Source organism: Nocardioides bigeumensis, from assembly GCF_039531755.1.
GTDB lineage: Bacteria > Actinomycetota > Actinomycetes > Propionibacteriales > Nocardioidaceae > Nocardioides > Nocardioides bigeumensis.
The window spans coordinates 93,655-106,908 of the sequence record NZ_BAAAQQ010000013.1 but is presented as its reverse complement, the minus strand read 5'-3'; the positions used below and the strand labels follow the sequence as shown (position 1 = coordinate 106,908).

Below are 13,254 nucleotides of genomic sequence, written 5' to 3'. Positions count from 1 at the left end.
CCGAAGCTCCGCATGTATGGGGGGACGCCGAAGGCGTGCACGCGCGAGTCAGGAGCACGTTAACAGTCACCGGTGCCTGCCATGGCCGAACGGGGAATCACCGGATCCCGACGGCGTGGGGATGCCAGCAGGGCGGCCGCCAGCCGGGCCTGCGATGCTCGCCCTGGGTTGAAGTGCCTCGCGCTTCACACGAGGATCGAGTCCCGCAAGCTCTCCTGGAGGTGCAGCACGTGATCTCGCGCATCGCGATCGCAAACCGTGGTGAGGCGGCGATGCGCCTGATCCATGCGGTCAGGGACATCAACGCGGCAGGGGAGGGTCCTGTCCAGACCGTCGCTCTGCACACCTCCGGCGAGAGCGGGGCGATGTTCGCCCGGGCCGCCGACCTGGCGGTCGACCTGGGGCCGGCGTCGGCCCGCCCCTACCTCGACCTCGTGGCGCTCGAGCGGGCGCTCACCGAGTCGGGCGCCGACGCGGTGTGGCCGGGCTGGGGCTTCGTCGCGGAGGACCCCGCCTTCGTGGATCTCTGCGACCGGCTGGGGGTCACCTTCATCGGTCCGTCCGCCGACGCCATGCGCAAGCTGGGCGACAAGATCGGCTCCAAGCTGCTCGCCGAGGAGGTCGGGGTGCCGGTGGCCCCGTGGAGCCGGGGTTCCGTCGACTCCGTCGCAGGGGCGCTCGCCTCCGCCGAGGAGATCGGCTACCCGCTGATGCTCAAGGCGACCGCCGGAGGTGGCGGGCGCGGGATCCGGATGGTCGCCTCGGCCGCCGACCTCGAGGACGCCTTCCAGCGCACGAGCGACGAGGCCCTGCGGGCGTTCGGCAACGGCACCGTCTTCCTGGAGCGGCTGGTGAGCGGGGCCCGGCACGTGGAGGTCCAGCTGATCGCGGACTCCCACGGCACTGCCTGGGCGCTCGGCGTACGCGACTGCTCGATCCAACGACGCAACCAGAAGGTCATCGAGGAGTCCGCCTCCCCGCTGCTGAGCCGCGATCAGGTCGACGAGCTCAAGGCGTCGGCGGAGCGCCTCGCCCTCGCCGTCGGGTACGTCGGCGCCGGCACGGTGGAGTTCCTCTACCACCCGGGGGAGAAGACGTTCGCGTTCCTCGAGGTCAACACGCGGCTGCAGGTCGAGCACTCGATCACCGAGGCCACCACGGGCGCAGACCTGGTGCGCGCGCAGATCCACGTCGCCGGCGGCGGTCGGCTCACCGACCTGTACGACGGCAGGCCGGCCGAGGTCGGGCACGCCGTTGAGGCGCGACTCAACGCCGAGGACCCCGACCGCGACTTCGCACCTGCGCCGGGGAGGATCGCGCTCCTCGACCTGCCGTCGGGACCCGGTGTCCGCGTCGACACCGGGGTCGCGGAGGGCGACACGATCCCACCGGACTTCGACTCGATGATCGCCAAGATCATCGCCTTCGGCCGCACGCGGGACGAGGCGCTCGCGCGGCTGCGGCGGGCCATGGGTGAGACCACGGTCGTCATCGAGGGAGGGGCGTGCAACAAGAGCTTCGTGCTGGACCTGCTCGCCCAGCCAGAGGTCGTCGACGGCACCGGCGGGTGGGCCGACACCGGCTGGATCGACCGCGTGCGCGCCGAGGGCCGGCTCGTGACCCACGAACACGCGGGCGTGGCGATCGTCGCAGCCGCGATCGAGGCCTACGACGACGCGGTCGAGCTCGACATCGCCCACCTGCTCGCCACCGCCCACGGTGGACGTCCCCAGGTCCAGCACGACGTCGGGCGTGCCATCGAGCTCAAGCTGCGCGGCACGACCTATCAGGTGACGACCTTCAACACGGGCCCGTCCCGCTACCGCGTGACGGTCGCGGGAGCCGGGACCAGCCAGACCGTCGAGGTGGCGCGGGACCGCATCGACGAGTTCCACCGGCGGCTCGTGGTCGGCGGCCGCCGGCACCACGTCGTCACGGCCACCCATGGCCCCACGACCTTGGTGGAGGTCGACGGCGTCGCCCACCGGGTCACCCGGGACGAGGGCGGCGTGCTGCGGTCGCCCGCACCGGCCCTCGTGGTGGCGACGCCCGTCGCTGTCGGCGACGAGGTCGAGGCAGGGGCTCCGGTGATCGTGCTGGAGTCGATGAAGATGGAGACCGTCCTGCACGCGCCCTTCACGGCGCGCGTCAAGGAGCTGCAGGTGATCACCGGCAGCCAGGTCGAGACGGGCGCGCCGCTGCTGCGTCTCGAGCAAGTGGGCGAGCAGGACGCCGTTGCCGAGGTGGCCGGTCCGGGGCAGGCGCTCGATCTGCCTCAGGCCACTGACGGGCGACCGGCGGCCGAGAGGCTGTCGAGTGCGCGGGCCGAACTCGCCGCGGTGATCCTGGGCTTCGACGTGCCACCGGCGACCCAGGACGACGTGCTGGCGCGCTATCTGGCGGTCCGGGACGAGGTCCGGGCCGGTCAGGAGTCGGTCCTCGTCGAGGAGCTCGACCTGCTCGGCACGTTCGCCGACCTCGCCGAGCTCAGCCGCAACCGTCCGGCCGACGAGGAGCGCCACACGGAGCTTCGGGTGCACAGCTCACGCGAGCACTTCCACACCTACCTGCAGAGCCTCGACGTCGAGCGCGGCGGGCTTCCGGTCAGCTTCAGCGAGCGGCTCGGCCGGGTGCTGCGTCTGCACGGCGTCCACGACCTCGAGCGCACGCCGCAGCTGGAGGCTGCGGTCTTCAGGATCTTCCTGGCCCAGCAACGGTCAGCGCCCGAGGTGGCCATCGTGACCGCCCTGCTCGGTTGCTGGATCGCCGAGCCCGCGCCGACCGGAGACCTGGCGGGCCAGGCCCGTCAGCTCCTGGAGCGACTCGGGCGGGCGACCCAGCTGCGGTTCCCCGCCATCGGCGACCTGGCTCGGAGCGTGCGCTTCCGGTGGTTCGACCAGCCCCAGGTCGACGCCGAGCGCGCGAGTGCGCTGGCCGGCGTACGCGACGAGCTCGCCGAGCTCTCGGCCCACGGCGCCGGCCCCGAAAGGGTGGCGCGCATCGAGGCGCTCGCGCGCATCCCCGAGCAGATCGTGCGGTTCCTCGCCGAGCGGATGGTCGACGGGCTGCCGCAGCACGAGCCGATGCTCGAGGTGCTGGCCAGACGCCACTACCGCGAGTACGACCTGGAGGACCTGACGTCGTCCGAGGACGGTCGTCCGTGCGTGGTGGCCGGCTACACGCTGGATGGCCGGCGCACCCGCTTGGTGTCCACCGTCGGCACCTACACCGAGCTGGCCGACCCCTCCGGTGAGCTGTCGGCCGTGATCGGCGCGCACGTGGCGGGCCGCGAGGACCGGGACGCCGTCGTGGATCTCTACCTGCACTGGCCCGGCGCACCTGCGGACGCCGACGAGGTGAGCCGGGCGCTGCGACCACTCGTGGCGGCACTGCCGTTCGCGCTCGACGTACGCCGGCTCTCCGTTGCCGTGTGCGACGGCCCGGACCGGCCGGTCGGCTACTTCGCGTTCCGGCCCGACGGTCCCGAAGGCATGACCGAGGACACGCTGACCCGTGGGGTTCACCCGATGGTCGGCCGCCGGCTGAACCTCTGGCGGCTCCGCGAGTTCCACGTGACGCGGCTCGAAGCGCCGGAGGACGTGCTGCTCTACGAGTGCGTCGGCCGCGACAACCCGGCGGACCGTCGACTGGTCGCCCTGGCGCAGGTGCGCCAGCTCGCCGTCGTCCGCGATGCGGAGGGCAAGGTGACCGGGCTCCCGCACGCGGAGCGCGCGGTCGAGAACTGCCTTGAGGCGATCCGGCAGACCCGCGTCGCGCGCGGTCCGGCCGGCAGCAAGCTCGACATGAACCACGTGTGGGTCCAGGTCTGGCCGGTCGTCGAGATCGACGGCGACGGGCTGGCCGCGCTGGGCAACAAGATCCGTCCGCTCACCGACGGTGCCGGGATCGTGGAGGTGCTCGCGGAGGGGCGCGTCCTCGGTGCCGACGGCGCGCCGGTCCCGGTCTGCGTGCGGTTCGGGGCACAGCCGGGGGCCGGGGTGGCGACCTCGGTCGAGGAGCCGCCGACAGAGCCGCTCGAGCAGCTCGACGACTACGCCGGCAAGGTGCTGCGCGCCCGGCGCCGCGGGTTGGTCTACCCCTACGAGCTGGTGCCGATGCTCACCGGCCCGGGGGGCTCGCTGGTCGAGCACGACCTCGACGCCAGTGGCGACCTCGTGCCGGTCGACCGCCCGCGTGGGCAGAACGAGGCCGGCATCATCGTCGGCGTCGTCCGGACCCCGACGAGCCTCCACCCCGAGGGTGTCACCCGTGTCGTGCTGTGCGGAGACCCGACGAAGTCACTCGGCTCGGTCGCCGAGGCGGAGTGCCGGCGGATCAGCGCCGCGCTCGACCTCGCCGAGCGGATGCAGGTGCCGGTCGAGTGGTTCGCGCTGTCTGCGGGCGCCCGGATCTCGATGGGGTCGGGCACGGAGAACATGGACTGGGTCGCCGCGGCGCTGCGGCGGATCGTCGAGTTCACCCAGGACGGCGGCGAGATCAACGTCGTCGTGGCGGGCATCAACGTCGGAGCGCAGCCCTACTGGAACGCCGAGGCGACGATGCTGATGCACACCAAGGGCATCCTCGTGATGACGCCGGACAGCGCGATGGTGCTGACCGGCAAGCAGTCGCTCGACTTCTCCGGGGGCGTCTCCGCAGAGGACAACTTCGGCATCGGTGGCTACGACCGAGTGATGGGACCCAACGGCCAGGCGCAGTACTGGGCTCCCGACCTGGCGGGTGCGTTCGCCGTGCTGATGGCGCACTACGAGCACACGTACGTCGCCCCCGGGGAGCCCGGACCCCGACGCGCGGTCACCAGCGACCCTGCCGATCGCGACATCACGACGTTCCCGCACGAGGCCGAGGGCAGCGACTTCCGCACGGTCGGCGAGATCTTCTCCGCCGAGACGAACCCCGAGCGCAAGAAGGCGTTCGACATCCGCACCGTCATGCGGGCAGTCGCCGACCAGGAACTGCCGAGCCTGGAGCGCTGGGCCGGCATGGCCGACGCCGACACGGCCGTGGTCCAGGACGCCTACGTAGGCGGCCACTCCGTGTGCTTGCTCGGCATCGAGTCGAAGCCTTTGCGGCGTCGGGGTTTTCCGCCCGCCGACGGCCCCGACACCTACACCGCAGGCACCCTCTTCCCGCGGTCGTCGAAGAAGGCGGCCCGTGCGATCAACGCGGCGTCGGGCAACCGCCCGCTCGTCGTGCTCGCCAACCTTTCCGGCTTCGACGGCTCGCCGGACTCGATGCGCAACCTCCAGCTCGAGTACGGCGCCGAGATCGGTCGGGCCATCGTCAACTTCCGTGGCCCGATCGTCTTCTGCGTGATCTCGCGCTACCACGGCGGCGCCTTCGTGGTGTTCTCCAAGGCGTTGAACCCGCGGATGACGGTGCTGGCGCTCGAGGGCTCGTTCGCCTCCGTCATCGGCGGTGCGCCGGCCGCTGCGGTGGTCTTCGCCAACGAGGTCGAGAAGCGCGTCGCGGCCAGCCCCGCCGTTCAGGACCTCGACGAGCGCATCCGGGTCGCGACCGGTCCCGAGCGCGGTCGGCTCGCAGGCGAGCTGGCCGATGCTCGCGCCGCCGTCCGCGCGGAGAAGATCGGCGAGGTCGCCGCGGAGTTCGACGGCATCCACAACATCTACCGCGCAGTCGAGGTCGGCTCCGTCGACGCCGTCATCGAGGCGTCTCGTCTGCGGCCGGAGATCATCGCCGCGATCGAGAGGTGAGCGGGCAACCCTCGTGGTCAGACCGGCAGAACCTCGGATCTCGGTCGGGACCCACGCTCAGCGGGTCCAGCTCGCCCCACTTGTGCCGGTTGGTGGCTGACGCGTGTCAGCCGGGCGGTCCTCGTCCCGGCAGACTTCGTCATGGGTCGCGACATGTTGAACGGCGTGCGGCGGCGCGCGGAGGACCGGCTCGAAGGTGAGGTCGCCGGCCGCTCGACCCGCTCGTCCGGGCCTACGCCAGGGTCGACTCGCGCGGCACCAGCTCGAAGCTCGCGACCACCTCGCGGGGGGCGAGGTCACGCCCGCCGGGCTCCAGCCGCTCCGCGAGCATCCTGACGGCGGTGCGCGCGATGCTGGCCTTGTCGGGGGCGATCGTGCTCAGCGTGGGCACGGAGAAGCGCCCGTCGGCGACGTCGTCGATGCCGATCACGGCGACGTCGGCGGGAACGCGCAGACCGCGGTCGTGGAGCTCGCGCAGGGCCCCGATGGCGAGCGTGTCGTTGAAGCAGAGGACGGCGTCCGGGCGGGCGCCCGACTCCAGCAGCGCCGCCATCGCGGCCTTGCCGTCCTCGCGGCGGAAGGTGGGCACCGCGCTGACGAGGTGTTCGTCGACGTGCATCCCGGCCGCGCGCAGCGCCTCCTCCCAGCCGTGCAGGCGCAGGGCGGCGACGCCCGACTCGCTGGCGCTGCCGGGCTGGTGGCCGAGGGCGGCGACGCGGGTCCGGCCCAGCCCGAGGAGGTGCTCGGTGGCGGCCCGGGCCGCGGCGACGTTGTCGATCGCGACGTGGTCGGCCGGCCCGGCGTCCAGCTTCTCGCCGATCAGCACGAGGGGGATGTCGTCGGCGGAGCGGTGCGTGAGGTCGTCGGAGCCCAGGGCGACGGGGCTCAGGATCAGGCCGTCGATCAAGTGGTGCCGCACGCCTCCGGCGACCAGGAGCTCGCGCTCACGTAGGCCGTCGGTCTGGTCGACGAGCACCGTCCAGCCGCGCTCTTCGGCGACCTGGACCACGAAGCCGGCGAGCTCGGAGAAGTAGGGGTTGGCGAGCTCGGGCAGCGCGAGCGCGATGACGCCGGTGCGGCCGGCGCGCAGCATCCGCGCGTTGGCGTTGGGCCGGTAACCCATCTCGTCGAGCACCTGCTGCACCCGCTCGCGCATCCCCGGCGAGACATGCGGGTACCCGTTGACCACGTTGCTGACCGTCTTGACCGAGACGCCGGCCCGTTCGGCGACGTCGCGCAGTCGTGCCTGCACGTGCGTCCCTCCCGTCGCCGGCGATGTCCACGGGCGACAGTAGTGCTCCCGGAGGCGTTTACAACGTTGTAACGAATGGGTATCGGGGGCATTTACAACGTTGGAAACTGCGCGTAGAACCAATAGGGATGATCTCGGCGAGCATGACCTTGGACCCGGCCTATCGGGTTGCCGCCGTCGACTCGCGCCTTTTCGGGTCCTTCGCCGAGCACATGGGCAGGTGCGTCTACACCGGGCTGCACGAGCCCGGTCACCCGACGGCGGACGACCGCGGCTTCCGCGGCGACGTGCTCGAGCTGGTGCGCGAGATGGGTCCGACGATCGTGCGCTACCCGGGCGGCAACTTCGTGTCCGGCTACCGCTGGGAGGACGGCGTCGGCCCCCTCGAGGATCGCCCGCGCCGCCTGGACCTGGCCTGGCGCTCGATCGAGCCGAACACCTTCGGCGTCGACGAGTTCGCCGCGTGGTGCATTGAGGCCGGCGTCGAGCCGATGATGGCGGTCAACCTCGGGACCCGTGGCGTGGCCGAGGCGCTCGACCTGCTGGAGTACTGCAACCACCCGGGCGGCACCCTGCTGTCGGACCTGCGGCGCAAGAACGGCGTCGAGCAGCCGCACGGGGTCCGGGTCTGGTGCCTGGGCAACGAGCTCGACGGCCCGTGGCAGATCGGCCACAAGAGCGCCGCTCAGTACGGACGGCTGGCGGCCGAGACGGCGCGGGCCATGAGGCGGATGGACCCGGACCTCGAGCTGGTCGCGTGCGGCAGCTCCAACACCGCGATGCCGACCTTCGCCACGTGGGAAGCCACCGTGCTGGAGGAGTGCTACGAGAGCGTCGACTACGTCTCGCTGCACAACTACTACGACCCGCTGATCCAGTCGCGTGAGGACTTCCTCGCCAGCGCCGTCGACCTCGACCGCGCCATCGACGCGCTCGTCGCCACCGCCGACCATGTCGGCGCCCGGCTCAAGTCGCAGCGGAGACTTCGGCTCTCCGTCGACGAGTGGAACGTGTGGTACCAGTCGGCCTGGGACGAGACGTCGATGGGTGACTGGGTCGAGGCCCGCCGCCTCATCGAGGACGAGTACGACGTCACCGACGCCGCCGTCGTGGGCAGCCTGCTCATCACGCTGCTCAACCACGCAGACCGGGTCGGCATCGCCTGCCAGGCCCAGCTGGTCAACGTGATCGCGCCGATCCGCACAGAGCCCGGTGGGCCGGCGTGGCGCCAGACGATCTTCCACCCGTTCGCCCAGGCCGCTGCTCTGGCCCGCGGGACCGTGCTCAGGGTCGAGCCGACCTGCCCGACGTACCCGACCACCGGCCTCGGCGACGTGCCCTTCCTGCACGCGACCGCCACCCACGACGAGGAGACCGGCGCCGTCACCATCCTGGCCGTCAACCGCTCGACCACGGAGCAGCTCGACCTCACCGTGCATGTGCGGGCGTTTCCGGGGCACCGAGTCACCATGTGCAGCACGCTCTCGGCCTCGGACCCGGCGTCGCGCAACACCGCCGCGACGCCCGACGCGGTGCTCCCGCGGGCCAACCCCGACGTGCAGCTCGGCGACGGCCGCCTTCAGGTCGCCCTGCCCCCCGTTACCTGGAACGTCGTCCGGCTGGAGCCGGACGCCCGCACATCCACCACCCCATAGGAGATTTCGATGAACCGATCACGAGCCGTCATGACCTCGGCGCGCCTGTCCCGCCGTGGGTTCATCGTCGTCGGCGGCGGGGGCCTCCTGCTGGCCGGGTGCGGCGGTGGAAAGGGTGTCGGAGACTCGCAGAGCGAGGGCGTGGGCGGCTTCTCCGGTGAGGACTACGCGGGCCCGGCCCTCACGCTCGCGTACTGGAACGGCTTCACCGGCGGTGACGGGCCGACCATGCAGGAGCTCGTGAAGAACTTCATGGCCGAGCACGACAACATCTCGATCAAGAACAACACCATCGAGTGGTCCGACTTCTACCAGCGGCTCCCGGCCGCGGCGCAGGCCGGCAAGGGTCCGGACGTCGGCGTGATGCACCTCGACCAGATCGCGACGAACGCAGCGCGGTCCGTCCTCGCTCCGGTGGACGACCTGGCGGAGGCGCTGGGGCTCTCCGAGAGCGACTTCGCGCCCGCCGTGTGGACGCCGGGGATCTATCAGGACCAGCGCTACAGCATCCCTCTCGACGTGCACACGATCGCGATGTACTACAACAAGGAGCACTTCGAGAAGGCCGGCATCAAGGAGGCCCCGACCGACGCCGCCAGCCTCGACGAGGCGTGCAAGGCGCTGCAGCAGGCGGGCTACGCGAAGCCGTTCTGGATGCCGAACCAGTGGCCGGCGCACCTGATGTTCCTCTCGCTGCTCTGGCAGTTCGGCGGGGAGCCCTACGCCGAGGACGGCTCCGCGGCTACCTACGACAGCGAAGCCGGCGTCGAGGCGCTGAGCTGGATGCGCGAGCAGGTGGAGAAGGGCTACAGCCCCGACAACGTCGACATCGACAGCCAGTACGTCGCGTTCAAGAACGGCGAGAACTCCATCACCTGGGACGGGATCTGGCAGATCAACGACCTCAAGGAGTCGGGCATCGACTACGGCATCGCCAGCCTCCCGGTGATCGGGGACAACGCTGCCGCGTGGGCGAACTCGCACAACTTCTTCATGACCGAGCAGGCTGCCGGCGACGAGGACCGCGCCAACGCCGCCAAGACCTTCATCGGCTGGATGTCCGAGCAGTCCGCGGCCTGGTCGGGCGCCGGGATGATCCCTGCGCTCAACGCCGCCCGGGAGGAAGCGGACTTCACCGACTCCGTGCAGTACGCCATCGTCGACCAGGTCGAGGCGCTGCACTTCCTGCCGGCGGTCCCGGGCCTCGGTGACGTGCAGGCCCCCACTCTCGAGGTCGCCGTCAACGAGGCGGTCCTGGGTCAGAAGTCGCCCGACGAAGCCCTCTCGCAGCAAGCCTCGAACGCCACGAAGATGATGCAGGAGAACCTCGAGAAGTTCGGGTCCTGATGACGACCCGGCAGCTGGCCGGTCCCGAGGCGGAACAGGTCGCGGTCGCGCCGCGGCCGGCGAAGGCGCGGGGCGACGGGCTCGTGGCGGCGCTCTTCCTGGCGCCCTACCTGGTGCTCTTCACCGCGTTCGTCCTGGCGCCGATCGTGCTCGGCCTCTGGATCAGCCTGCACAACTGGGACTTCACGCTGCCGGGCAAGCCGTTCGTCGGGTTCGACAACTACGTCGACCTGTTCACGCCGGGCTCGACGTCCTCGGGCCCGTTCTGGAACGCCATGCAGGCAACCGGCTTGTTCACGGTCCTGAGCGTGCCGTTGCTCATCGTCGTCCCGCTCGCGGTCGCCATGGTCATGAACGAGAAGTTCCGCGGCCGCAACGTCTTCCGGACGATCTACTTCGCGCCCTACGTGCTCGGCGTGGCGGTCGTCGGCGTGATGTGGCGCTTCCTCCTCGACCGCAACATCGGCGCCGTCAACTCCTACCTCGACGCGCTCGGGCTGCCCGGCGACACCGCATGGCTCACGTCGATCCCAGCCGCGTGGGTGGCTCTGGTCGGGGTCACGGTGTGGTGGACGCTGGGGTTCAACGCGGTCATCTACATCGCGGGCCTCCAGGACATTCCGGCCGAGCTGTACGACGCCGCGCGCGTCGACGGCGCCGGCCGGTGGGGGTCGTTCCGTCACGTGACGCTGCCGGGACTCAAGCCGGTCACCATGTTCGTCACGCTGATCACGATCATCGCCTCGGCCAACATGTTCGGGCAGTCGTTCATCATGACCAACGGTGCTCCGGGTCGCGAGACCCAGACCGCCATCTTCTGGATCGCCGAGACCGGCCTGCAGAACTTCCAGATGGGCCAGGCCGCGGCCGCCAGCTGGATCCTCACGCTGGCGCTGATCGTGCTGTCCCTCGTGGTGTACGCCGGCTTCCGGGCCCGCGGTGCGATGGACGAGTCATGAGCGGCAAGGTCTGGCGCTACGTCGTCCTGGTCCCGCTGACGCTGCTGTTCGTCAGCCCGCTGGTCTTCGCGCTGGCGACGTCCTTCAAGACGCCGTCGGAGGCCGTCAAGACCCCGCCGACGTGGTGGCCGAATCCTTTCACCACGCAGGCCTACGAGCGGATCCTCGGCTCGACGGACACACCCGTCTTCCGGTGGTTCCTCAACTCCATGCTGGCCGCGTCCGCGAACGCCGCGCTCGTCGTGGTGACCTCGGCGCTGGCGGCATACGCCTTGGCCCGGCTCAACTTCCGCTTCAAGAAGGTCGTGCTCGCCATGATCGTCTCGACGCTGTTCGTGCCGCCGGTGATCCTCGTGGTCCCCAACTACGAGATCGTCGGGCGGCTGTTCTGGCTCGACACGCTGACCGCGATCATCGTGCCCACCGCGGCCGGCGCCTTCGGCGTCTTCTTCCTGCGGCAGTTCTTCATCGGGCTCCCGCGCGAGCTCGAGGAGTCGGCGCTGCTGGACGGCGCCAACCGCTGGCAGATCTTCTTGCGCATCGTGCTCCCGCTGTCGAAGCCCGCACTCGCGACGCTGGCGCTGCTGTCGTTCCTCACGAACTGGAACGACTTCCTCTGGCCGGTCTACGTGCTCTTCAGCCCGGAGAACCAGACGCTCCAGGCCGGGTTGTCGACGCTGCAGACCGCCAACGCCGTTCGCTACGACCTCCTGATGGCGGGCGCGATCGTGGCGAGCGTGCCGGTCCTGGTGCTCTACGCCTTCGCCCAGCGCTTCGTCATCGAGGGGGTGTCCCGGTCGGGCCTGAAGGGCTGACGTCCGTGCGGCTGTCGCGGCGGCGAGTGCTGCTCGGCACCACCGCCGTGCTCCTCACGGGCTGCACCGCCGATCCCGACCCCTCCCGATCCCAGACCAGTCAGCGCACCAACACGCCGAACGCCCGTCAGAACGCCGAGGAGGCCGTCATCTTCGACCTGTCACTGGAGATCGTCGACCGGTTCCGCCCGTTCGCGCTCGTCGCCGACGGTTTCGAGGTCGAGGCGCCCGCGAGTCCGGGCCCCAACGGCATGTTCCGGGGCGAGGTCGGGCCTGTGGCGCCGTACGTCGCGATCGAGCTGCGGGTCTCCGGCGACGCCGAGGACGTGGCAGCAGGCTTGACGACCGAGGACGGCGACCACGTCCTCGTCCGTTGGTCCGCGGCGACGTCGCGGCTGTGGCTGTCGGTGAGGCAGGGCGGCCGAACCCGTCTGCTGCGACGCGTCACCTTCGAGGCCGGCGGCGCGTTCGGACTTGCCTTCGCGCTCTGCGAGAACCAGGTCACCGCGCTGGTCGACACCGGCGACGGCTGGCGCCCGCTGCTCACGGAGCGCGCCAAGGTGGCCGCGCTGGTCGACCTGCGCCGAGAGGACGTGCTGTCCCGCTACTCCTACGCCTGGAGCTCGACCGGCGTCGACGACGCCCGCGCCGGCGTCTTCGGCATGACCGGTCTGCGCGACCCCCACCTCGTGCAGGAGACGGACGGGACGCCGTACATCAGGGGTGGTCGGGCCTACCTGACGTGGACCTGCGCGGGGCTCGGCTTCTTCCAGCAGGCGCACTTCACGGTCTGGTCGCTCGACCCCGCCGACCCCACGGACATGCGGCTCGAGGCCCAGATCTTCTCCCGCCGCGACGGGCTCGTGCTCGGCGACCATGCCGGCCAGCTCGTCAGGTCGGGCGACGAGTGGATCGTCGCCACGAGCTCGTGGGGGGACTTCGAGCCCGGCTCGATCCACGTCCGCCACACCACCACCACTGACGACGTCCTCACGGGCGTGCACGTGCTCGACACCGAGAGGTCGCCGATGCCGACCGAGCACGGGTCCTGGGATCCGGCGCTCACCCGCCTCGACGAGACCTGGTACGTCGGGTTCGTCGAGAGCCCCTCGCAGGACCCGTTCGACTTCCACCCGGCCCTGGCGAGCACGACGTCGGGGACCTGGCACGACGACCTCAGCCTGGTCGCGGCCGCCGACTCGCTGCACCAGGCCGAGGGGCCCATCATCGCGACGGTCGGCGGTGACACCTGGCTCCTGGCCAGCGACGGCGACGACCGCAACTACCCCGTCTTCGACCTGACCGGCCGCCGCGTCGGACGGCTCGACGCGCCGTACCCGACCAACATCCCGCACCCGCAGCTGCTCGCGGACCCCGGTGGCGGCTGGTGGATGGTCACCTTCGACGGCACGCAGTTCACCGAGGACGTCATGGGCTACGGCGGCCACGGCGATGTCGTGGTCCTGCACTCGACATGACCGGAGCTCGGGA

7 protein-coding genes are annotated in these 13,254 nt (G+C 70.8%); 6 read left to right on the top strand and 1 reads right to left on the bottom strand.

Annotated elements, in window-relative coordinates; translation table 11 throughout:
• The first annotated feature begins 230 nt into the window (after positions 1 to 230).
• Positions 231 to 5,735, top strand: a complete 5,505-nt coding sequence (locus tag ABD295_RS14775) for an ATP-binding protein (protein ID WP_344304545.1) — start codon at positions 231 to 233, stop codon at positions 5,733 to 5,735.
• Between the two features lie 232 nt (positions 5,736 to 5,967).
• Here ABD295_RS14775 and ABD295_RS14770 read toward each other — a convergent pair whose 3' ends face one another.
• Positions 5,968 to 6,987 (bottom strand): LacI family DNA-binding transcriptional regulator, encoded by a 1,020-nt coding sequence (locus ABD295_RS14770; protein ID WP_344304544.1) that lies wholly within the window; start codon positions 6,985 to 6,987, stop codon positions 5,968 to 5,970.
• 143 nt (positions 6,988 to 7,130) lie between these two features.
• Here ABD295_RS14770 and arfA point away from each other — a divergent pair, with 143 nt between their 5' ends.
• Genes arfA through ABD295_RS14745 form a run of 5 tightly spaced genes read left to right on the top strand, consistent with a single transcriptional unit; the run spans position 7,131 to position 13,241 of the window.
• Entirely contained in the window at positions 7,131 to 8,642 is a 1,512-nt protein-coding gene (gene arfA / locus ABD295_RS14765) for an arabinosylfuranosidase ArfA (RefSeq protein WP_344304541.1), read from the top strand.
• A 9-nt stretch (positions 8,643 to 8,651) separates the two neighbouring features.
• Positions 8,652 to 9,989, top strand: a complete 1,338-nt coding sequence (locus ABD295_RS14760; RefSeq protein ID WP_344304540.1) for an ABC transporter substrate-binding protein — start codon at positions 8,652 to 8,654, stop codon at positions 9,987 to 9,989.
• Complete coding sequence (locus ABD295_RS14755; RefSeq protein WP_344304539.1) at positions 9,989 to 10,948, top strand: carbohydrate ABC transporter permease; 960 nt, start codon at positions 9,989 to 9,991, stop codon at positions 10,946 to 10,948. Before ABD295_RS14760 ends, ABD295_RS14755 begins: the two co-directional genes overlap by 1 nt.
• Positions 10,945 to 11,763, top strand: a complete 819-nt coding sequence (locus tag ABD295_RS14750) for a carbohydrate ABC transporter permease (RefSeq protein ID WP_344304538.1) — start codon at positions 10,945 to 10,947, stop codon at positions 11,761 to 11,763. Before ABD295_RS14755 ends, ABD295_RS14750 begins: the two co-directional genes overlap by 4 nt.
• A 5-nt stretch (positions 11,764 to 11,768) precedes the next feature.
• Positions 11,769 to 13,241 (top strand): hypothetical protein, encoded by a 1,473-nt coding sequence (locus tag ABD295_RS14745; protein ID WP_344304537.1) that lies wholly within the window; start codon positions 11,769 to 11,771, stop codon positions 13,239 to 13,241.
• Positions 13,242 to 13,254: the final 13 nt, after the last annotated feature.